Origin of the sequence: Acinetobacter sp. 1130196 (assembly GCF_000588095.1) — a bacterium.
Lineage (GTDB): Bacteria > Pseudomonadota > Gammaproteobacteria > Pseudomonadales > Moraxellaceae > Acinetobacter > Acinetobacter nosocomialis.
In genome coordinates this window covers 63,269-85,243 of record NZ_JFWX01000008.1, presented here as the reverse complement: position 1 = coordinate 85,243, position 21,975 = coordinate 63,269, and the positions used below count along the sequence as shown (strand labels likewise).

Annotated in this window: 18 protein-coding genes and 1 pseudogene; 14 read left to right on the top strand and 5 right to left on the bottom strand. The window is 38.7% G+C overall.

Features of this window, described 5'->3' with window-relative positions; translation table 11 throughout:
• The first annotated feature begins 64 nt into the window (after positions 1-64).
• From J671_RS10485 to J671_RS10465, 5 genes are all read left to right on the top strand, one after another.
• Positions 65-532: a YchJ family protein gene (locus tag J671_RS10485; RefSeq protein ID WP_031982192.1), complete on the top strand. Its 468-nt coding sequence runs from the start codon at positions 65-67 to the stop codon at positions 530-532.
• 45 nt (positions 533-577) lie between these two features.
• A complete protein-coding gene (locus J671_RS10480; RefSeq protein ID WP_002048969.1) occupies positions 578-1,222 on the top strand; it encodes a trimeric intracellular cation channel family protein in 645 nt (214 codons plus the stop codon).
• An 82-nt stretch (positions 1,223-1,304) separates the two neighbouring features.
• Positions 1,305-2,624, top strand: a complete 1,320-nt coding sequence (locus tag J671_RS10475) for an MFS transporter (protein WP_031982191.1) — start codon at positions 1,305-1,307, stop codon at positions 2,622-2,624.
• Positions 2,625-2,777: 153 nt separating this feature from the next.
• Complete coding sequence (gene parC, locus J671_RS10470; RefSeq protein WP_031982188.1) at positions 2,778-4,997, top strand: DNA topoisomerase IV subunit A; 2,220 nt, start codon at positions 2,778-2,780, stop codon at positions 4,995-4,997.
• A 297-nt stretch (positions 4,998-5,294) separates the two neighbouring features.
• Entirely contained in the window at positions 5,295-6,974 is a 1,680-nt protein-coding gene (locus J671_RS10465; RefSeq protein ID WP_002048927.1) for a long-chain-fatty-acid--CoA ligase, read from the top strand.
• 41 nt (positions 6,975-7,015) lie between these two features.
• Here J671_RS10465 and J671_RS10460 read toward each other — a convergent pair whose 3' ends face one another.
• Positions 7,016-7,399: a hypothetical protein gene (locus J671_RS10460; protein WP_004883685.1), complete on the bottom strand. Its 384-nt coding sequence runs from the start codon at positions 7,397-7,399 to the stop codon at positions 7,016-7,018.
• Between the two features lie 106 nt (positions 7,400-7,505).
• Here J671_RS10460 and J671_RS10455 point away from each other — a divergent pair, with 106 nt between their 5' ends.
• Entirely contained in the window at positions 7,506-7,904 is a 399-nt protein-coding gene (locus tag J671_RS10455) for an MAPEG family protein (protein WP_002048944.1), read from the top strand.
• Positions 7,905-8,031: 127 nt separating this feature from the next.
• Positions 8,032-8,559: an inorganic diphosphatase gene (gene ppa, locus J671_RS10450; RefSeq protein ID WP_002048945.1), complete on the top strand. Its 528-nt coding sequence runs from the start codon at positions 8,032-8,034 to the stop codon at positions 8,557-8,559.
• Positions 8,560-8,666: 107 nt separating this feature from the next.
• Here the strand turns inward: ppa and J671_RS10445 are convergent, their stop codons facing one another.
• Positions 8,667-9,986, bottom strand: coding sequence for an OprD family outer membrane porin (locus tag J671_RS10445; RefSeq protein ID WP_031982187.1), 1,320 nt, complete (start codon positions 9,984-9,986; stop codon positions 8,667-8,669).
• A 965-nt stretch (positions 9,987-10,951) separates the two neighbouring features.
• Between J671_RS10445 and J671_RS10440 the strand changes: the two genes are divergently transcribed.
• Positions 10,952-11,773 (top strand): TorF family putative porin, encoded by an 822-nt coding sequence (locus tag J671_RS10440; RefSeq protein WP_002048960.1) that lies wholly within the window; start codon positions 10,952-10,954, stop codon positions 11,771-11,773.
• Positions 11,774-11,815: 42 nt separating this feature from the next.
• Here the strand turns inward: J671_RS10440 and J671_RS10435 are convergent, their stop codons facing one another.
• Together J671_RS10435 and J671_RS10430 are read right to left on the bottom strand one after the other, a co-directional pair.
• Entirely contained in the window at positions 11,816-12,694 is an 879-nt protein-coding gene (locus J671_RS10435) for a dihydrodipicolinate synthase family protein (protein ID WP_002048953.1), read from the bottom strand.
• 15 nt (positions 12,695-12,709) lie between these two features.
• Positions 12,710-13,486: an aldolase gene (locus J671_RS10430; protein WP_031982186.1), complete on the bottom strand. Its 777-nt coding sequence runs from the start codon at positions 13,484-13,486 to the stop codon at positions 12,710-12,712.
• Positions 13,487-13,597: 111 nt separating this feature from the next.
• On the opposite strand from J671_RS10430, the gene J671_RS10425 reads away from it, so the two are divergent.
• Positions 13,598-15,022, top strand: a complete 1,425-nt coding sequence (locus J671_RS10425) for a PLP-dependent aminotransferase family protein (protein ID WP_031952165.1) — start codon at positions 13,598-13,600, stop codon at positions 15,020-15,022.
• Positions 15,023-15,051: 29 nt separating this feature from the next.
• Here the strand turns inward: J671_RS10425 and J671_RS10420 are convergent.
• Positions 15,052-15,711: pseudogene (locus J671_RS10420) on the bottom strand (ATP-binding protein); the annotation flags it as partial.
• Between the two features lie 147 nt (positions 15,712-15,858).
• Here J671_RS10420 and J671_RS10415 point away from each other — a divergent pair.
• From J671_RS10415 to J671_RS10395, 5 genes are read left to right on the top strand one after another with little or no spacing between them, the layout of a single operon-like run.
• A complete protein-coding gene (locus tag J671_RS10415) occupies positions 15,859-16,569 on the top strand; it encodes a heteromeric transposase endonuclease subunit TnsA (RefSeq protein WP_016654432.1) in 711 nt (236 codons plus the stop codon).
• Positions 16,570-18,480 (top strand): Mu transposase C-terminal domain-containing protein, encoded by a 1,911-nt coding sequence (locus J671_RS10410; RefSeq protein WP_016654431.1) that lies wholly within the window; start codon positions 16,570-16,572, stop codon positions 18,478-18,480.
• Positions 18,481-18,484: 4 nt separating this feature from the next.
• Positions 18,485-19,405 carry a TniB family NTP-binding protein gene (locus J671_RS10405; protein WP_016654430.1) on the top strand — a complete coding sequence of 307 codons (921 nt, stop codon included), beginning with the start codon at positions 18,485-18,487 and terminating at the stop codon, positions 19,403-19,405.
• A gap of 29 nt (positions 19,406-19,434) precedes the next feature.
• Positions 19,435-20,550 (top strand): TniQ family protein, encoded by a 1,116-nt coding sequence (locus J671_RS10400; protein WP_016654429.1) that lies wholly within the window; start codon positions 19,435-19,437, stop codon positions 20,548-20,550.
• Positions 20,543-21,973, top strand: a complete 1,431-nt coding sequence (locus tag J671_RS10395) for a hypothetical protein (RefSeq protein WP_016654428.1) — start codon at positions 20,543-20,545, stop codon at positions 21,971-21,973. The genes J671_RS10400 and J671_RS10395 overlap by 8 nt, the downstream gene beginning before the upstream one ends.
• Positions 21,974-21,975: the final 2 nt, after the last annotated feature.

Sequence of the window (21,975 nt, the reverse complement as noted above, 5' to 3'; positions counted from 1 at the left end):
TCCAAATTTAGAAACATCATAAAATAGCTCAACTTTGAGCTATTTTTTATTTGAGAAGTATCGAATGACCCAACAATCTTGTCCATGTGGAAAAGGTAGCTATTCAGAATGTTGTGAGCCTTTACATTTAGGCACAGCAAAAGCACTCACCGCAGAGCAGCTTATGCGTTCACGCTATAGCGCATTTGCATTGCAGCAAATCGATTATATTGTTCAAACGACGGCTTTAGGTCAGCAAGCTGTTCTTGATAAAGAGGCGATTGCCGAATGGAGCAAACAGAATCAATGGCTCGGTTTAGAAGTCATACAGGCCAAAGAAAAATTAGACAAGACTCATGCACAGGTCGAGTTTAAGGCTCATTATCACGATGGAAAAAGTGCTCAAATCCATCATGAAGTTTCACATTTTGTATATCACCAGCAGCAATGGTTTTTCCTTGATCCAACGGTCGATATGCAGGTCACCATGAAACAACCGTGTATCTGTGGTTCAGGAAAAAAATTTAAGCAATGCTGTGCACAATTCCTATAACTTTATCTTAAAATACGCCCACCGTTTGGCCTGAAGGAAAGGGCAATGTTACTCACCGTTATTTATATTATTGCGATTACTGCCGAAGCCATGACTGGTGCATTGTCTGCTGGGCGACGGAGTATGGACTGGTTCGGTGTTGTACTGATTGCCTGTGTGACGGCCTTGGGTGGTGGTTCTGTACGTGATGTACTACTTGGGCACTATCCTTTAACGTGGGTAAAGCATCCTGAATATTTAGTTTTAACGTGTTGTGCTGCTTTTGTTACCATCATTATTGCCAAGTGGATGCGCCATTTACATAACATTTTCTTGGTACTTGATGCTTTAGGTTTGATTGGATTTACCATTATTGGTTGCCAGATTGCCTTACAAATGGGACATGGCTTTGTCGTGTCGGCTGTAGCAGGCGTTTTAACGGGAGTTTCAGGTGGTATTTTACGTGACATCTTATGTAACGATGTCCCGTTTGTTTTCCGCCGTGAGCTGTATGCAAGTATTTCTTTTGTTGCTGTTATTTGCTATTGGGTCTGTCTAGATTTAGGTTTAAGTCTAGAACTTACTGTTATTTCAACCTTGGTATTTGGTTTTACGCTTCGTTTAATTGCCATTTATTTTGGTTTGGAAATGCCTAAATTTATTTATAAAGATGATGATGCAGAGTCGGCTTCTTCAACCGACGAACATTAATCATGCAGAACTTCATGTGGGCATGATATAACAATTCTATATATGGTCTTGTCCACTTATTCTTTCCAGTAGAGTTGTTCCTATGGATCTGGTTTCACGTATACAAAATCTTCCAATTGGCAAATTTCACTACACACTTTTATGGGTAGTGGGTTTAGGTTGGATGTTTGATGCGATGGATACCGGTATTATCGCTTTTATTATGACGACCCTTGTTAACGACTGGTCATTAACACCAGTTGAAAGTGGCTGGGTTGTCAGTATTGGCTTTGTGGGAATGGCCATAGGAGCAGTTTGTTCTGGTGCCTTGGCAGATCGTTTTGGCCGAAAAACTGTATTTGCGATGACTATGGCCATCTATAGTATTGCGACTGCGTTATGTGCTTTTGCTCCAGATCTGAAGTGGCTATTAATTTTTCGTTTTATTGTGGGACTAGGGCTAGGTGGACAGTTACCTGTAGCAGTTACATTGGTCAGTGAATATGTTCCTGCTCATGTTCGTGGACGGTTTATTGTTCTGCTTGAAAGCTTTTGGGGATTAGGCTGGCTAGTCGCAGCACTTATTTCTTATTTTATTATTCCTAAATTTGGCTGGCATATTGCCTTTCTTGTGGGAGGTCTTCCACTTATTTATATTTTAGTGATTTGGAAAAAAGTCCCTGAGTCGATACCGTATCTAATTAACCGTGGTCGTATTGAAGAAGCGCATGCACTTGTACAAAAACTAGAAGCTAAAGCAGGCGTGCAAATTGTTCATCATATTGAAGTCGTGCCTGTGGCGATGCGACAAAAAGTTTCATTTAAACAGCTCTGGAGTGGCCAATTTGCTCGCAGAAGTCTAATGCTCTGGCTGATCTGGTTTGGAATTGTGTATTCATATTACGGTATCTTCACGTGGTTACCGAGTTTATTGGTGAAACAAGGTTACGACATTGTCAAATCATTTGAATATGTATTGCTTATGATTTTGGCGCAGTTACCGGGTTACTTGGCGGCCGCGTGGTTTGTTGAACGATTAGGCCGAAAAATTACACTCGCGGCATTTATCGGTTTTTGTGCCTTGTCAGCATATTTCTTTGGACAAGCTGATAGTGTAAATAGCATTATGTTTTGGGGCTGTCTCATGTCATTCTTTAATTTGGGGGCATGGGGAGTGTTATATACCTACACACCAGAACAATATCCAGCCAACATTCGGGCCTTTGGTTCGGGTTGGGCATCGGCAATGGGGCGTATCGGTGGAATTGTTGCGCCAATGGTCGTGACACATATGATGGTTGCTAAAAACGGGTTTAATCATGTTTTTATGATGTTCACTATTGTTTTACTTGCTGTGGCCTTAGTTATTTTGGTATTAGGTGAAGAGACTCAAGGTAAAAGGTTAGAGTCGATCGGGCTATAGTTTTTGCCTAACTTTATAGCAAGTAACTAAAAATATAGAGAGATAAGACACAATTTGACGCTCAGGTGACAGAGTCCCTCTTGTGTCTGTAACATAGCCCACTTAGCATAATACACACTTAAAATAACGACTGATTTGGAAGATAAGCTGACTATGACCAGCCTTGCGCATCATGCAACAGAAAACCGCTCTGTAGCCGAATTTACTGAGCAGGCTTACTTGAATTATGCCATGTACGTCATTATGGACCGTGCATTGCCGCATATCAGTGATGGCTTAAAGCCTGTACAGCGCCGTATTGTCTATGCTATGAGCGAACTAGGCTTAAAAAATAGTGGTAAGCCTAAAAAATCAGCGCGTACAGTGGGTGATGTACTGGGTAAATACCATCCACATGGTGACTCGGCTTGTTATGAAGCCATGGTCTTAATGGCCCAGCCATTTAGTTACCGCTATCCTTTAATTGAAGGTCAGGGGAACTGGGGTTCACCAGATGATCCTAAGTCTTTTGCTGCGATGCGTTATACCGAAGCCAAACTCTCGGCTTATAGTGAATTGTTGCTGAGCGAATTAGGTCAGGGCACTAGCGAATGGCAAGATAACTTTGATGGTTCGTTAAAAGAACCGATCACTTTACCTGCACGTGTACCTAATATTCTTCTCAATGGTACAACTGGTATTGCTGTGGGTATGGCCACCGATATTCCACCGCATAATTTGCGTGAAGTGGTAAAAGGAACGATTGCCTTAATCCGTAATCCACAAACCTCAGATGAAAAATTAGCTGAATATATTCCGGCTCCAGACTTACCAACCAAAGCTGAAATTATTACTCCGCCAGAAGAGTTACTTAAAATCCAGACGACTGGTCGTGGTAGCTACCGCATGAGAGCGGTTTATTCTGTTGAAAAGCATGAAATTGTGATTACTGAGCTGCCATATCAAGTATCTGGTTCTAAGGTGATTACTCAAATTGCTGACCAGATGCAGGCTAAAAAGCTGCCATTGGTCGTTGATGTGCGTGATGAGTCGGATCATGAAAACCCGACACGACTCGTGATTGTGCTGCGTTCTAACCGTATTGATGCGGAAGCAGTGATGAGTCACTTATTTGCGACCACCGATTTAGAATCAAGCTATCGTGTCAATTTAAATATGATTGGCGAAGATGGCCGCCCTCAAGTTAAATCGATTCGCCGTATTTTACTGGAATGGATTGAGATCCGTAAAAAAACGGTCACTCGTCGTTTGCAGTATCATTTAAACCGTATTGAAAAGCGTCTGCATATTTTGGCAGGTCTTTTAATTGCTTATCTCGATATTGATACAGTCATTCGTATTATTCGTGAAGAAGATCAGCCTAAACCAGTGTTGATGGAACACTTCAATATTGATGAGATACAGGCCGAAGCAATTTTAGAGCTTAAATTACGTCATTTGGCAAAACTTGAAGAGATGGAAATCCGTCATGAACAAGATGAGCTTTCGGCGAAAGCTGCCATTATTCGTGAACAACTCGAAAATCCTGAATCTCTAAAAAATCTGATTATTGGTGAACTAAAAGAAGATGCGAAAAAGTTCGGTGATGAGCGCCGTTCTCCAATTGTCGCACGTGCTGAAGCGGTTCAAATTAAAGAACAGGATTTAATGCCAGCCGAAACGGTAACAGTTGTGTTGTCTGAAGCTGGCTGGGTCCGTGCGGCAAAAGGTGCAGATGTTGATGCTGAAAATCTGAACTACCGCGCAGGGGACCAATATTTAAGTCATGCTGTCGGTAAAACCAATCAGCGAGTTTATTTCCTTGATGAAACAGGGCGTAGTTATGCCTTACCGATTAGTAATTTACCTTCAGCCAGAGGCTTGGGGGGTCCATTAAGTTCTAAGCTTTCTCCAGCAAGTGGTGTATCGTTTATTCAGGTTTATTTAGATGATGATGAGTCTGAATTGATTGCTGCAAGTTCCGCAGGTTACGGTTTTAAAACTCAAACTAAGCAATTAGATACCACTGCGAAAGCCGGTAAGACATTTTTAACGGTACCAGAGAAGTCAAAAGCTCTACCACTCATTTCTGCCCAAAATATGACGCATTTGGCTGTACTGAGCTCAGCAGGGCGTTTGTTAATTTTAGATTTGGCCGAGCTGCCAAATTTAAATAAAGGTAAAGGTAATAAGTTGATACAACTTGAAGCCAAAGAGCAAATTTTATCCATGACAACCCTGAACTTAGATGAAATAATTCAGGTGGTTGCAGGTCAACAACATCTCAAATTAAAAGGTGATGATCTACAAAAATACATGGGTAAACGTGCTTCGAAAGGTCAGCTCTTACCACGTGGATATCAAAAAGCAAATAAACTGTTGATTCAGAGATAAAGCTAGCGTCTGGCAACATAAATACGCTATATATGGCAACAAGTTCAAGCAGTGAACTGAACTTGTTGGTATGGAATAATGATTAAAAGGGCAGCAATTTGGAGTACATAATTTGTACTCCATGCAAAAAATTTGGCAGGGTCAAATTGTCAAAACTTCTGTCTCATAATCTTGTTCGAAAGTGTCATGAATGTGCCAATAAGTTTTAAATATGTTCTGGCACCAAGAAGCTAAAGAATAGCTGGGGCATTGAATAACAGTTATTACTAAGGATTACGAATCGGAGATAATGGCATTATGGAAAAGATTTGGTTTGCAGAATACCAAAAGACAGGGATTCCAGAAACAGTAGCATTGCCTGCAGAAAATACCTCACTTGTTGATATTTTTGAGCGTAATTTCCAAAAATTTGGTTCTCGTGATGCCTTTATCTTTATGGATAAAGCCATGTCATTTAACGAGTTGGAACTTGCAAGCCGTAAGTTCGCGACCTATTTGCAAAATTTGGGGTTAGCAAAAGGTACGCGTGTTGCAGTAATGATGCCAAACGTATTGCAGTACCCTGTAGTGGCATTGGCAGTCTTCCGTGCTGGCTTGATTTTAGTGAATGTTAACCCGCTATACACAGCACGTGAGCTTGAACATCAGTTAAATGACTCAGGTGCTGAAGTTCTCGTCATTATTGAAAACTTTGCGAGTGTTTATCAAAGTATTTTAGGTAAAACTCCAGTCAAGCATGTTGTAGTTGCTTCTGTTGGAGACATGTTGGGTACACTAAAAGGTACTTTAGTGAACTTTGTTTTACGTAAAGTGCGTAAACAAATTCCAGCTTGGAATATTCCTGGCCATGTTAAATTTAATAGCGCATTAAATAAAGAAAACCCAAGCAATTATAAACGCCCGACTTTAACTTTAAGTGATACTGCTGTGCTTCAATATACGGGTGGTACAACAGGCGTTTCAAAAGGTGCTGAGCTGACGCATCGTAATTTGGTTGCTAACCTTTTACAGTGTGACGGTATTTTCCAAAGTAAATTTGGTGCAAATGATGGTGCTAAAGGTGATCGTATCGTTTGTGCATTACCTCTTTATCATATTTTTGCATTCATGGTTTGTGCGATGTACGGCATGTACAAAGGACAGGCAAATATCCTGATTCCGAACCCGCGTGATTTACCAGCCGTGATTAAGGAATTACGTAAATACCAACCTTCTTTCTTCCCAGCAGTAAATACATTGTTTAATGCCTTGGTAAATAATGAAGAGTTCAAACAACTTGACCATAGCAATTTAAAAATGGCAATGGGCGGTGGTATGGCAGTTTTACCTTCTACAGCAGAAGCTTGGAAGAAAATTACTGGCACTACCATTATTGAAGGTTACGGTTTATCAGAAACTTCTCCGGTAGCGACTGCAAACCCTCCAGCTTCTACTGAATTTAGCGGCACCATTGGTATTCCATTACCTTTAACAGAAGTTGCTATTTTAGATGATGACGGTAAAGAATTACCTTTAGGTGAACAAGGTGAAATCTCCATCCGTGGTCCTCAAGTGATGAAAGGTTATTGGAACCGTCCAGATGAGACTGCTAAAGTGATGACAGCTGACGGCTTCTTCCGTACAGGTGACATTGGTGTAATGGACAGCCGTGGATATACAAAAATTGTAGACCGTAAAAAAGATATGATTTTGGTTTCAGGCTTTAACGTTTATCCAAGTGAAATTGAAGAAGTTATTGCTAAACATCCAAAAGTGTTGGAAGTTGCTGCAATTGGTGTTCCAGATGAAAAATCAGGTGAAGTACCAAAACTCTTTATTGTGAAAAAAGATCCAAGCTTGACCACAGAAGAAATTTTGAACTTTGCTAAAGAAAACTTAACAGGCTACAAACGCCCTCGTTATGTTGAGTTTATGGATGAATTACCAAAATCAAATGTAGGTAAAATTTTACGTAAAGATCTACGTAAACCTGCTTAATCGTTAGTGATTAAAAAAAGCGCCGTAGGGCGCTTTTTTATTTAGTGGCTTTTCATAAACCAGCGATCTACATAAGGACGGCCGATTCCAACCATACCCACAAAAACAATCATTGTGCCGAGTTGTAGGCGTAAGTGAGACAAGTCAAGTTGGCCATAACTAAGGTAATTATCTATCAGACAATACACGGTAATTACAATGAGCCAATGCCATAAAGGAAGTCTTTTGACACCCACTGCAATAAAAGTGATTGTCAAAATGACAAAGGTACCCAGTGTCGATTGCCAATTGAAATTCGCGCAAATCACACTCAGTAAAAAAGCGACAATGGGTAATACAATTTTGAAGATAAGATCTACCTGAAGCTGGTTCTTCTTTTGCTTTTCTAAGACCTCGAGCAATTCTTTTTGATCAGGTTGTTGCATACATAGCCCTATAAATCAGTGATGACATGCGATTGCATAAAATTTCAGGTAAAAACGATGAGTTATGATAGCATGATCAACAGTATTTTCAGTGATGGATGGCACTATGCACGGCATCAGCAGCATTATCTATATTATTTTAGTGGCATGTTTGCTGCCATACGCATTTACCGTAATTGCAAAATTTAAGGGTGGTTTTCAGCCCTCTGATAATCAGAACCCAAGAGATTTTCTTGCTAATACAAAGGGGATCGCTGCTCGGGCAAATGCAGTACAACAAAACAGTTTTGAAAGTTTACCTTTATTTTTAACAGCTATTCTGATGGCTGAATATATGGTGGTGCCTGAGTACTTTATTTTGAGACTGGGCTGGGCATATATTATTTTGCGCGTGATTTATGGCATTTGTTACTTGAGTAATTGGGCAACTTTACGCTCGATTGTCTGGTTTTTATCATTGTTATGCCCAATATTCTTGTTGATCGTGACAATTAAGTTGACTTGAGTGTCATTCTGTCACCATTCATATCAACTTTCGCGTGTGCGCATTGTATAATCGGCATCATTTTGATGATATCCACGTTATAATCGAGTGGATTTTACATCTGACTTCATAACGAAAGAGTATTGATATGAGTTACAGCAATATCCCAGCAGGTAAAGATGCACCAAATGACATCTATGTCATCATTGAAATTCCTGCAAATGCAGCGCCAATTAAATATGAAATTGACAAAGATTCTGATGCATTGTTTGTAGACCGTTTCATGGGCACAGCAATGTTCTATCCAGCAAACTATGGTTATGTACCAAATACTTTGTCTGAAGATGGCGACCCATTAGACGTACTTGTTGTAACTCCGCATCCTGTTGCTGCTGGCTCTGTAATTCGTTGCCGTCCAGTGGGTAAATTAAACATGGAAGATGACGGTGGTATCGACGCGAAATTAATCGCTGTTCCACATGAGAAATTATCTCCACTTTACAAAGACGTGAAGGAATATACAGATCTTCCTCCATTGTTGATTAGCCAAGTTGAGCATTTCTTCAGCCACTATAAAGATTTAGAACCAGGCAAATGGGTAAAAATCAGCGGTTGGGAAGGTGCGGACGTTGCTAAAGCTGAAGTATTGAAAGCAATCGAAGCTGCTAAAAAATAAGTTCTGATTTTATGAGTCTAGTGTGTCTCAATTGATATTCTAGACTCAATAAAAAACCTACCTGTGTTACCAGAGGTAGGTTTTTTTATGCTTGATAGATCTATGAATTAGAATAATTTCACAGGGATATCAAGGAAGATACGCCATTCGTTTGTATCACCGATGTACGCATTAGATTGGTAAGCATCGCTCGCACGGTAGTAAGAGTTACGAATACGAAGACTTGCATCTTTAGCAAAACCACTTTGAACTGTGTATTTTACTTGGTTAAAGAATTCACGTTCTTGAGCATCGTCAGTTACATTACGAACTTTGATGTCCCAGCCGTATACAAATGCAGTTGTCCAGTTCAAACCAGGTAATACACCTAATTTACCGAAATCAACGTTGTATTGGATTTGTGCAGATTTCTCGTGGTTACCGATGAAATCAGACATATAAGAGTTTGGTAAATAAATACTTTGGAAACCATCAGCATTTTGACCATAGTCATAACCAACATTACCAGTGTTTTGTTGGTAAGCAAGCATCACACTATGTGGACCAGTAGCATAAGTTCCTGAAACTGCCCAAATGTTGTTGGTCTTTTCTTCACCAGCTACACCAGTGTTACCATAATTTGGTGCTACAGCTCCAGTCGCTGAATAAGTATGTGCATTTGCATCAAACTTAGTATGGTAGCCACTAAAGTCATAAGTTAATGAGCTGTCATTTGTTAAAGGCTGTTTAAAGTTCACATTAGCGTAATGACGTTCAAGTGCATTTTTGCTGTCTAAGCCATAGTAAGATGCATTTAAGTTGTCATTAAACTTATATTTACCGCCCCAAACGATTGCACGATCAAGACCTCTGCCAGACGCATCGGCATCGGTATTAATTTGATCAGACATTTGGTCTTTAGTGAATTTACCAGCTACTAATTCAAGATTCTTGATTTCATGGCTTTTTAATAAAGTACCTGTAAAATATTCAGGAACCATACGGCCAGTGTTACTTGCTAAAACTGGTAAATCGAGTACTTGAGTACCATAACGTACAGTCGTATTTGAGAAACGAGCTTTAACGCTACCGCCACCACGGCCCCAATGATCGTAAGCTGAACCATCGTTGTGCTTAGGAATCATTTGGTTACCGGCATTATTATTTTCACCGATTTTAAATGAACCGTCACCAACAACGCCTACACCGAAACCAACAATACCAGGGGTAAAGCCAGATTCAAGATTTACAATTGCCGATTGAGCAAATGAACTAGTATCTTTCGCGCCTTGTTTTTTGTCGCGAGTTAGATAACCTGTACGGAAGAGAATAGAACCGTTCGCATCTTCAACAAATCCTTTTGCCTCACTTTGCTCGCTTGCCTGAGCTGAGGAAATTATTGCCGCAGAAATGAGAACTGCTAATGTAAGTTTTTGTGCATTTAGCATATTTAAAGAACCTCATAAAAACGATAAATCCTGTGCCTTGTTATAGTTCAGGGCCTAGGATTTCCATCAATTGTATAAGTAATCTATAAAAAAGATATATTTTTGTTGATTTTATTTTATATATGCTATGCAGAAATTGATTAATGTGCTACCGGTTATTTAGTAAATTTACTCATAGCCTTTTGTACTTAATGTATTGTTTAAAATAAAAAAAGTAATTTATTTTTTAGTTGATTTTTACCATTTATTTTATAGTCAAACTTCAAAAAATACGTGATTCTTGTGTTCATTTTTTATCCTTTTTTGCTGGATATGTTTACTTTTTAACCTTGCTTTGAGTTGATTTTTTCAACGATTTATTTTAAGCCTACTTATAAATTGTTACTGTATAACATTATTTTTAGAAGTACTGTATATATGAACCGATTGTTATAATAAGCCAATAGAATTTAATTGAACTGATCAAATCTAGTGCGATATTTTGCATAAATTCTGTGCAGTACTTTTTTTATTTATATTGGTGCCTAAAAAAGACCCAAAATAGTTCATCGACTTTAACTCAGAAATAAATACAGAAATGAAGTAAGCAAAAATGCTCAATCACAGATCATTTCATCTACCGCCTTCAATAATTTACATACTTTTTATATCTCAACTTTAGATCTAAATAGAAAATTTACGCGTATCAAAGGAATACTTCTTACCTCGGTTACTAATTTCCGATAAGGGGTTTTTTCTATGTTGAGTATTTTTAGATTTGTAATAAATCTATTTTATATATTTGTTTTTTATAAATATATTTCTATGAGCGTTAGGCGATATTTTCATTTTAAAAAGAATTTGATTTCAAAACTTATGCAGCCCAGCGATACGAAATATGGACTTGGCACAGCAATTGCTAAAGCTTAAGTAACAAAATTTGTTTAATTCAATTAAATCGTGCGTTCATTGTGGGGGAGATCAAAATGATGAAATTTGCACTTAAAGCAGTAGCAGTCGGCGTACTCACAGCAGGTTCAACCATGGTTATGGCTGAAAGTGCTCCATCTTTCTATGGAATCACGACAACAGGTAGCGTAGCAGCAACCACAGATTATCGTTTCCGTGGTGTTACACAATCTTCAAATAACCCTGCCATTCAAGGTGGTTTTACTTTTTCTCATAAATCAGGTGCTTATTTATCACTTTGGGGTTCAAGTGTTGATTTTGGTGTAACAGGTAACTCAACTGAAACAGATGTCGCTTTGGGTTATACCAATACGTTAAAGTTATCCGATAAGCTTGCGCCAACTTATGATGTAGGTGTGATCCATTATGGTTACATTGGTTCGGGCCATAGTTTTGACCGTAACGGTATTGGTTACGATGGCAAAAATGGATTAGATTTTAATGAAGTTTACGGTAAGTTAACGTTTGCCGACTCTTTATTTAAAGGTGATGCACTCAGTGTGGGCGTTAACTATTCAAATGACTACTGGGCGAACTCTAAACAGTTCTGGTATTTTAACGTAGGTTATTCGGCACCAATTGCAAACACTGGATTTACTGGACTTGCATCAGTTGGTTATAACAAATTCAAAAACAAAGAGGCTTTAGCCGTAGTTGCGGGCGGCCCTGGTACAGACGACAGCTATATCGATTATAAAGTTGGTGTAAACCGTAACATTTTAGGTATTTTGGCTGAATTAGACGTAGTGGGTACCGATGTGAGCACTTCTGGTATGACTGATGCTCAGAAAAAGCCTTATGACGCCGGTCTAGTATTTAGTTTAACTAAAACTTTCTAAGTTTATGCTGTAAAAAAGCGGGTAAATAAACCCGCTTTTTTATTAGTTTTCTATTTCAGAAAGTAGTTGTTTTAACTGATTAAGCTCAATATTTGTGGCTTTAGACAAAGGCTTACGTGGTGACCCCGCAGAAATACCTTTTAACTGTAAACCTGCTTTAATCGTTTTAGGCAAACCACCAGTTACAATAAAACGTAGGACAGGAAGTTGTTGGTAAAATGACTTCTGAGCTTGCTCTAATTCACCATTTTTGACGTGTTGAATAAGCTGTTGAGGTTGTTGACCTAGCAAGTTTGGTGCTGCTGTACACCAACCGCTTGCTCCCGCACATAAGGCCTCTAAAGCTAGAGGATTACAACCGTTATAAAATGGAAGTTCACCTTTTGATAGTTCATAAATTTTATGCATGCGCTGAATATCGCCGCTGCTTTCTTTTACCATCGTGATATTTGCGATGTTGTTAAACATACGCACAATTAACTCTGGAGACATATCAACGCCACTGGTTGCAGGGTTGTTATACACCATAATCGGTAAACTCGTGGCCTGAGCAATCGCTTGATAATATTCAAAAATCTCTTGATCAGTTAGTTTCCAATAAGATACAGGAATCACCATAAGTGCATCTGCACCATAGCTTTGCGCGATCTGGGCTTTTTTGATGGCTTGATCAGTGGTGAGTTCTGAAATTCCAATAATGACAGGCACGCGCTTATTAATGCTTTCAATTGAGGTTTTTGCGACTAAGCACCATTCATCCCATTCAAGATAAGCGCTTTCGCCTGTACTGCCTAAAGGTGCAATTGCATCGCAACCATTTTCAATAAGCAAATTCAGCATTTGTTTTAGAACAGGAAGATTAATGGTGTTGTCATCAGAAAATGAAGTAACAGGGTAGCCAATAATGCCTTTTAGTTTCATGGTCGAAGTCTCTTTTTAAATACAGTCAGAATGGTTTTTCAAAGCTTTACGTGCGTAGTAAGCAAAGTTCACTTTGTTGCGTTTATCGTTAGATACCCAGTCATGTGCTTCTGTTGCTAGACTGTGGGGGATAGGCTGAATTTGCCCGGCAGACATTGCCAGTAGTTGCAGTTGGGCTGCGCGTTCAATTAAAAGAGCCAAGTTACATGCTTCTTCAATGGTTTTTCCTGTGACCAGTTGGCCGTGGTGAGACAACAAAACAGCGCGGTTTTTACCCAGAGCAGAGGAAATCAAAATGCCTTCTTCATTACCTACAGGAACACCTGGCCAATGACCTACAAATGAGCAGTCCTCGTAAAGTGCACAGACGTCCATTTGAGAAATCATGAGTGGAATCTGTAGCATAGATAAAGCAGCTACATGGGTGGGATGTGTGTGAATAATGCAATTCACCTCTGGATGTTCTTTATAAATCCAAGTGTGAAAACGGTTGGCTGGGTTTGCCATTCCTTCTTGATTGATGGGTTCTAGATCTTGATTTACTTCAAGTAAGTTTGAAGCAGTAATTTCATCAAAACCTAATTCGAAACGCTGAGTAATAAAAGTTTCTTTATTTTCACTACGGCAAGTAATTTGTCCCGCTAAACCAGCATCATGACCATGATCAAATAAAATACGACAAGTGAGTGCAAGCTTTTGACGATCAGTTAAATCTGAGTCGCTTATCCACTTTTGCATGTTTTGCTGTGCGTGTTGCATCAGCTCTTGTTTATTTACAGAAACAGTCTTCATCTTTTCTCCAGTCCAGTTGACCAAATTAAGTAGGTGGAGGCAGAATAGAAAACAACTGGATGAATCAATACATCCAGTTTTAATAAGTTATATGGTCCAGATGGGGCGAATATGTTAAGACCTTGGCAAGTACATTTTCGTATCGATGAGAGAGAAGAAAAAACAGTTTTTTTAAAGCTAACTAACTTGATTAGTCAGGAAATTTTAAGTGGCCGTTTAGGGCAGGGGACTATGTTGCCGGGGTCTCGTAGCTTGTCAAAAGAACTAGGAATTAATCGGAAAACCGTACAAGCAGTCTATGAGGAACTAGAGGCACAAGGATGGTTGGTGACTCGGCCCCGAAAAGGCACATTTGTGGCAGATGTTTTGCCTGAAAAACAGCTTCAAATAGAGTCAGTAGCTGAGCGAAAAGTTAATGAGAAGCCAATTATTCAAGAAGTGATTCAACGTCCACATAACGATGGTGTACCAGATCCACGTCTTATTCCATACGAATTATTTTCGAGGGCCTATCGGCATGCACTGATTAAAATTACGCAAAACCAGTACATGGGCTATGGCGACCCGCGGGGAATGATTGAGCTAAGACAAGCCTTACAACAAATGTTATCGATGGAACGCTTTATGAATGTTGCTGAAGATGAAATTTGTATTGTACGTGGTAGTCAGATGGGAATTTTTCTTGCATCTCGTGCATTACCTAATCGGCAGGGGGTTATTGTTGTTGAAGAGCTTTACTACCCATCTGCTTTTAAAGCGTTCCAATCAAATGGTTTTCAGGTCGTTTCTGTCAAATTAGATGAACAAGGTATTGTCCTTGAAGATTTAGAACGGATTTTAAACGAACACTCGGTTGCAGCAATTTATACAACGCCACATCATCAGTACCCTACAACCGTTACTATGCCAATGAGCCGTCGTCTCCAACTCTTAGAGCTTTCAAAAAAATGGGGTTTTTATATTATTGAAGATGACTATGACCATGAATTTCACTATGACAGTCGGCCTATGCCACCCTTAGCAAGTTTGCCTCATTCTGAATTAGTCATTCATGTGGGTTCATTGTCTAAAGTTTTTGCACCCGGTATTCGCTTGGGTTACATCGTGGCATCTTCACCAATCATTCAATCCATTACTGAAGATATTTTATTGATTGATCGGCAAGGTAATAACATTACGGAACTTGCGTTAGCAGATTTAATGCAGCGAGGGGAGATCAAACGACACATCCGTAAAATGAAAAAAATATATCAACTACGCCGTGACCATGCCTTAGCTGAGTTTCAGCGAGTTTTTGCTGAGTCTGTTCAGATACAACCACCTGCGGGCGGAATGGCTTTATGGGTGAAGTTCCAGAAACCATTTACTCAAGATCAGCTTATAAAGTTAAAAGAACTCAATATTGATACAGAGCATAAGTTTAAACAGGGAGAACACCCTAATCATAGTATCCGCTTCGGTTTTGCAGCTTTATCAGAGAAAGAAATTACGGCTTTAATTGAAAACTTAAACAATATTCTTAATAGAAATAAATGAACAGCGGACACATAATCCGCTGTTTTATTTTAAGAATGATTGCCTCGATAGGAGAGAGCTTCTGTAAGGTGAGGACTTTGAATCATCTCACTTTGAGACAAATCGGCAATGGTACGAGCAACCCGTAAAACACGATGATAAGCACGAGCTGATAGATTTAAACGCTGTTGAGCCATTTCAATCATTCGCTGTGACGTGTCATCCAGAATAGCGAACTGCTCTAATTGTTTAGGCGAAAGCGCTTGATTTAAACAATTTTGTCTTTGCATTTGTTGTTCATAAGCTGAAATTACACGCTGTCTTACAGCCGTAGAACCTTCAACAGGCGTTGGATCTTGTAGTTCCTGAGCTTTTAAAGGTGGTACATCAATATGTAAATCGATACGGTCAAGTAAAGGTCCTGATATACGATTTTGATAACGTTTAATACTCTCTGGTGAACACTGACAACGACTGTCTTGATTAAATGCATAACCACATGGGCAGGGGTTCATGGCTGCAATGAGCTGAAAGTTTGCAGGATAAGTAATTTGCCGGGCTGCACGAGAAATAATAATTTCTTTTGACTCGAGCGGCTGGCGTAAGACTTCTAATACTTTGCGATCAAACTCGGGCAATTCATCTAAGAATAGAACACCTAAATGGGATAATGTAATTTCACCCGGTTTAGGGTGTGAGCCGCTGTCATTTACAGCAATAGAATAGAGTGGCATTATAGATAATCAATAGGTTGCTACTCTATTTTTACACAATTAAATTAGATTATTTACATTAATAGAGGCGAGTGGCTTGCATAATTACATTAATAAGCACGAGTGGCTGTAAGGCGATTTTTTATGAAAAAATTGAGTGATGAGTACTCTCCTGTTAGAAAAGCACAAACTGTTTATGGGAGTATTTCAGGCAATTATGCATTTAGAGGTGAAAAAACCATTTGGTTTGAATCTACCCTTGAGCGAGATTTCATACTCAAGCAAGAATTTAATAACAATGTGATTGATGTTGTAGGTCAACCTGTAGTTATTCCTTACATTACCGAATTAGGCAATGAATCTACCTATACACCTGACTTTTTGGTGCAGTTTTCAAGTTTGAATTGCGATGATTTTGAGGATTTTCCAGTACCAATGCTCATCGAAATTAAGCCTAAGAAAAAGCTTGTTGAGGACTGGGATAAGTTAAAACCAAAATTTAGAGCAGCGCACCGTTTTGCTGCCGATAAAGGATGGAAGTTTAAAATTATCAGTGAAACAAGACTATATGATCAATATTGGGAGAATATTAACTTTTTACGAAAGTTTAGACGCTCTCATGTAGATGCTGTTGATCAACAACTATTACTCGATACCCTACAAAAGTTAGGTCAATCAACAATTAATCAATTACCTGCTCATATTTTTAAAGATAAAACCAATATTTTAAAAGGGATTCACCAAGTTTGGGCGTTAGTGGCAAAGCGAATGATTGCTTGTGACTTATATTGCCCCCTGACGGCTGAAACAGTGATATGGGTGAACCAAAATGATGCAATTGCGAGGAATATCTAAATGATTGAATCTAATGCTATCAGTATTGATCGTAGTCGTATCACACTTAAACCCAATGTGGTGGTCGGTTATGAGGGACAACCCTATAAAATTGTGAATGTTTTGAACGCAAATGATATTGTCATTTCTAGTCTGGATTCTGTGCGTAGCTTACAGGTTAATGCTAAAAGTTTGACGGTTTTTGATGGAGAAAATACGCTCACTGAAAATCTGAATAAGGGTGATCAGGATATCAGTAATGAAGCGTGGCAGATTGCTTTACAGCGTTATGAAATTATTAAACCACTGATTGAGTATTCCACGACTGAACTGGTCGAAAATAGGGCGAGTGAATATGATGTGAATCGTTCAACATTGTGGAAATGGCTTAAAGATTATCGTGAAAATAACTCTTTAATGGCGTTGATTCCCAAAAAACGAGGTTGGACGAATGACAAATCAAGGTTGTCACCTCAAGTGAGCAATATTATTAAACAAGCCATCAATGATGAATATTTGAATGCGAAGAAACCCAGTATTTCCAAAACAATTGAAATTGTAAAAGCAGAGTGTTCTCGGCTTCAGCTTGAAGCACCGCATGAAAACTCTATTAGAAGAAGAATTGAGGCTTTAAATGATTACCAAGTAACGAAAGCACGTCTTGGATCAAAAGCTGCAATAGATAAATTTAAGGCTGCTGCGGGTTCATTTCCAAATGCGGACTATCCATTGGCATATGTTCAGATTGACCATACCCCTTTAGACATTGAAATCGTGGACGATGAGTTTAGAGAGGCGATTGGAAAACCTCACTTAACCTTGGCAATCGATGTTTTCAGTCGGATGATTGTTGGTTACTACTTATCATTGGAAGCACCCAGTACGACCTCTGTGGCGATGTGTATAGCATCCTGTATTTTGTCTAAAAAGCGCAAGTTGATCGAATTGGATATTGATGCTGAATGGCAAGTTGAAGGGATCATGGACTCAGTTCATACAGATAATGGGTCGGACTTTAGAACCAATCACATTAGCAAAGCTTGTCTAAAATATGGGATTCATTGGGAATATCGACCAATTGGTGGTGCAAGGTTTGGCGGTCACATCGAGCGTATGCTTGGTATTGTCAATCTTGAAATGCATGTCTTGGATGGTACAACTTTTTCAAATGTACAACAGCGTGGAACTTATGATTCCGCTAAACAAGCCTGTATGACATTAAAGGAACTTGAATACTACATCGTGTATTGGATCACCAAAGTCTATCATCAGAAGAAACATTCAGCTTTAGGAACATCCCCAATAGTTAAATGGGAAGAAGGTGTTTGGGGAACGAAGACGACAGCAGGAACAGGTTTGAAAGAACGTGTATCGGATGAGGATACTTTATTTATTGATTTTCTACCTGAATTTGAAGCGACCATTCAACGTACAGGTGTGCAAAAAGATAACTTATTCTATTTTGCCGATTGCTTAAGACAATGGGTTAATTCCATTGATCCAGAAGATAGTAATCGAAAACGGAAAAGAAAATTTTTATTCAAGCGTGATCCGAGAGATATTTCATTGATTTGGTTTTATGAACCATTTTCAAATACCTATTTTAAAGTGCCCACAGCAAAGCGAGAGATTCCACCGATTAGTTTATTTGAATATAAACAGGTTCAGAACTATCTCAAGAATGAGCGTCAGGATGTTCAGAATCAGGATGAAATTTATAAGGCGATTTTGCATCTACGTGAGCAGCTTAATCAAGCTCGAAGCTTGACTCGAAAGCAACGTCGCTCAAACCAAAGAAAAAAGGAAAATGAAAAAGCCGTCACTCAGCTTTCCGAACAGAATCAGTCTAAAAATGCTGTAGTTTCTGAAAGCCTTCAGACAAGTGATGATTTGTGGAGTACTCCTTTAACTGCATTTGATGATTTAAGGTGATGTGATGGAAAAATATGAGCATCTTGCAGAGCATGTACTTGAAATCATGCAATTAAGCGATAGTGAGCGGATTGAGACATTATTTACTGATCGCTGGATTGGCTATAAAAAAGCCATGACGATTATGAATACATTGACCGATATTTTGAATCGCCCTAGGAAACTAAGACCCGAATGTTTGTTGATTGTTGGTGACTCCAATATGGGAAAAACAACCATCATTCATGAGTTTGCCAAACAGTATTATACGAAAACAGTAAGTGATGCCGACATGGACTTGCTCTCGGTAACTAAGCCAGTTTTGCCGATACTTGCCCCTGCAAAAGCCAATGTTAAAGAACTCTATATCAATATTCTAAATCATTTTTTTGTACCATTTCGTGCAAGTGATCCTGAAGCTAAATTACGAAACCAAGCCGTACACTTGATGCGGAAGTATGAAACAAAAATGTTGATCATTGATGAAATTCATAATTGTTTGACAGGTTCAGCCAAATTACTTCCTGAAGTTATGAATACCCTTAAGAATCTCAGCAATGAATTGAGTCTGAATATCGTGGGGGTCGGTACTCGTGAAGCAATCACGATACTTCACACTGATCCGCAATATGCCAGTCGTTTTGACGTGGTGAATTTACCCAAATGGGAACTTAACCAAGATTTTTTAAGATTATTAGTGAGCTATGTTCGACTATTGCCATTAAAAAAACAGTCTAATCTTGCGTCCAAAGAGATTGCTACGTTGATTTTTGAGGTATCGGGTGGAAATCTAGGTGATTTAAATCGATTACTGGTGGAGTGTGCCAAAGAAGCCATTTTACAAGGTGATGAAGAAATTACCTATGACATCGTACATAAGTTTAAATGGCTTAAACCTACGGAGGGTTTAAGAAATATTAGAAATATAAATCTCAGCCTGAGTTAATTCTGCGAAATCCTTATAGGGAGTTAGAGATGAGTCAACCTGAACAATGTTGGTATATCAGAACTCCCATTCAGCAAGGAGAAGTATTCTCATCGTGGTTGATTCGTTCCGCCTTAGATGTAGGTTGCTCACCTATGGTTCTCATTGAGGCTTTATGGGGGAAATGGAGAGCATTAACGATTGATTTAGATAAAGGAGTAAATGCAGAAAGGTTCGATGCTCTGTTATCTCATAGTATGGAGTCAAAACAAAATATACAGCAATCGATGTTGAGTAGCGTTGTTTCTCAGATACATCCAAATTATGATCCAAAGCAAAATATCCCTTGGGTTTTATCTTTGGGCACACGAAACCGCTCAAATACATCAGGTCGGCAAGTGTGTGTTGAATGCTTGAAAAGTCGTGAAAATCCACCTTATTTGCGTTCAATGTGGCGTATTGGGTGGCATTGTAGTTGTGTTGAGCATCAGGTAAGTTTAATTGACCATTGTCCTGAATGTGGTGTGACGATCCAACCATTTAAAGCCGATATGCAACATGGTTGTTTAGCGATCTGTACGACATGTGGTTTTGATTTAAGGCATTGTGAGGAAAGCCAAAAATTCAATTTAAATGCTTTAAACTTCCAAAATAAAGCAGAGCAAGTCTTAAATCAAAAATTTGGTTTTTATAATCAATCTCCAGTGACTGCTCAAGTATGGTTTGAAATTGCTCGTGCATGGCTTAGTGAGATCAGATTTTTGGTCAATACGACCAATAAAAATGTGATTCAATTATTTGAAAGTTTTGACGTAAATTTACATCTTTCACATCCAGTTACCCCATTAGCATTTGAATATCTAAATACTCAGGAACGAATAGTTTTGCTTTCAATACTGGATCAGATTATGGATATTCCATGTGACTTATTGGTACAGCGATCAAAGGAATATGGAGTAGGTCGTGCAAACTTTTGGGATAAACGTAAGAAGCTGCCTGTTCAGCTTCAACAGATGAAAGATTTAATGATTAAGCCTACAAGACATTATCCTGTCTCTCGTGCAGCAATAACTGTTACTAAGCCAAAATCTAAAGCAAGTGTACAACGTCAATGGTTAAATTTATTAAGAAGAAGCAATAATAGTGGAGCGAGGCATATTGACTGAAAATGTTATTGAACATGACTGTCATGGATGCAACCAGTCAGTTTCTTTCATAAAAAAACGATATAAAGGCAAGAAATATTGTTCGACTTGTTATGCTCGTAACTTTAAAAAACGATTATGCCCAAGTTGTGGTGACTTTGCCCGACTCCCTAGAGATGATGAACAAGCCATTTGTAATGAATGTATTAAGAAACAACCCTGTATTCGATGTAATCAGACAAATAAACCAATAGGTAAGCTGACCGAATATGGTGTGGTGTGTAATAGTTGTTCCGTGTATTTTAGACCCATTGAGCCTTGTGAACGATGTGGTACGCCATCACAAAAATTGACTCAAATTTCGCGATTTAATGATGATCTACGGGTATGTCCAAAATGTGCGACACGAGATTATGAGACATGTCCATCGTGCCAGAAGCATCGCTTATTAGAGTCTGATGCATCAGGACAAAGAATGTGCAAAAAATGTAGAAATAAGCCTCAGAAATCCTGTAAAGCATGTCATTGTATGATTGCAGCAGGTTGTGCTGATTTATGCGATGATTGTTATTGGCATCAAAATTTATGGAATAAATTTGATCAAAATCAGAAAGTATTTGAGTCTAGTTACTTAAAACAGCAGTATGAAAACTATACAGGCTGGTTAGAAAAGAAAGTGGGATCACATAAAGCCGCATTATATATAAATAAACATATCCATTTCTTTATGAAAACCGAAATAGATTGGAATCAATCTGTGCCTACCCCAAAGCAGTTATTAGTAAGGTTACGAAGTAGTGGGCTTAGAAAATTTGAATTGGTGATGCAATGGCTTGAAGAGGTGCATGACATTCGAATAGATACGGATAACAAAAAAAGTTGTTCAGAACGAGATCAGATGGAAAAGCTTGTGCAACATATTTTGCAACCATCTTTGGCTTATGATGTTGTACTGGAATACAAGAATAAATTAGAAGAAAAAATCAAACGAGGCGATACCTCAATACGTTCAGCGAGGTTGGCAGTAAAGCCTGCTGTTGCGTTAATGCTGTCAATTGAGCAAGAGGATATCCAATTACCAAATCTAGAGCATATCAAAGCCTATTTGTCTGACTATTCAGGTCAAGCTGCTGCACTGACAGGGTTTATTAATTTTTTAAACGAAAATTATGGTACTTCAATTGATTATTTAACACTTAAAAAGTCTGAATTTTTAAATGTTAAACGAAAACTAAAATTGGAAAATAAGATTGCTGAATTAACCCATACCAATTTAGCAAATAGTAATGATATGGTTAGTTGGGTTAGGAGTGGTCTCAGATATTTCCATCAACTCCCATATGTGGATGCTGTAAAGGTAAAGGCTGAAATGGTTAGGGAAGTTGATGATGGATATGAGATTGAATTAAAGGGGCAGTCTTATTGGCTGCCCAAAAATCAATAATC

What these genes read in the sequence shown, in the direction of transcription:
- J671_RS10485 (WP_031982192.1), top strand. Translation starts at nt 65, where the DNA reads ATGACCCAACAATCTTGTCCATGTGGAAAAGGTAGCTATTCAGAATGT.
- J671_RS10480 (WP_002048969.1), top strand. Translation starts at nt 578, where the DNA reads ATGTTACTCACCGTTATTTATATTATTGCGATTACTGCCGAAGCCATG.
- J671_RS10475 (WP_031982191.1), top strand. Translation starts at nt 1,305, where the DNA reads ATGGATCTGGTTTCACGTATACAAAATCTTCCAATTGGCAAATTTCAC.
- parC (WP_031982188.1), top strand. Translation starts at nt 2,778, where the DNA reads ATGACCAGCCTTGCGCATCATGCAACAGAAAACCGCTCTGTAGCCGAA.
- J671_RS10465 (WP_002048927.1), top strand. Translation starts at nt 5,295, where the DNA reads ATGGAAAAGATTTGGTTTGCAGAATACCAAAAGACAGGGATTCCAGAA.
- J671_RS10460 (WP_004883685.1), bottom strand. Translation starts at nt 7,399, where the DNA reads ATGCAACAACCTGATCAAAAAGAATTGCTCGAGGTCTTAGAAAAGCAA.
- J671_RS10455 (WP_002048944.1), top strand. Translation starts at nt 7,506, where the DNA reads ATGCACGGCATCAGCAGCATTATCTATATTATTTTAGTGGCATGTTTG.
- ppa (WP_002048945.1), top strand. Translation starts at nt 8,032, where the DNA reads ATGAGTTACAGCAATATCCCAGCAGGTAAAGATGCACCAAATGACATC.
- J671_RS10445 (WP_031982187.1), bottom strand. Translation starts at nt 9,986, where the DNA reads ATGCTAAATGCACAAAAACTTACATTAGCAGTTCTCATTTCTGCGGCA.
- J671_RS10440 (WP_002048960.1), top strand. Translation starts at nt 10,952, where the DNA reads ATGATGAAATTTGCACTTAAAGCAGTAGCAGTCGGCGTACTCACAGCA.
- J671_RS10435 (WP_002048953.1), bottom strand. Translation starts at nt 12,694, where the DNA reads ATGAAACTAAAAGGCATTATTGGCTACCCTGTTACTTCATTTTCTGAT.
- J671_RS10430 (WP_031982186.1), bottom strand. Translation starts at nt 13,486, where the DNA reads ATGAAGACTGTTTCTGTAAATAAACAAGAGCTGATGCAACACGCACAG.
- J671_RS10425 (WP_031952165.1), top strand. Translation starts at nt 13,598, where the DNA reads ATGTTAAGACCTTGGCAAGTACATTTTCGTATCGATGAGAGAGAAGAA.
- J671_RS10415 (WP_016654432.1), top strand. Translation starts at nt 15,859, where the DNA reads ATGAAAAAATTGAGTGATGAGTACTCTCCTGTTAGAAAAGCACAAACT.
- J671_RS10410 (WP_016654431.1), top strand. Translation starts at nt 16,570, where the DNA reads ATGATTGAATCTAATGCTATCAGTATTGATCGTAGTCGTATCACACTT.
- J671_RS10405 (WP_016654430.1), top strand. Translation starts at nt 18,485, where the DNA reads ATGGAAAAATATGAGCATCTTGCAGAGCATGTACTTGAAATCATGCAA.
- J671_RS10400 (WP_016654429.1), top strand. Translation starts at nt 19,435, where the DNA reads ATGAGTCAACCTGAACAATGTTGGTATATCAGAACTCCCATTCAGCAA.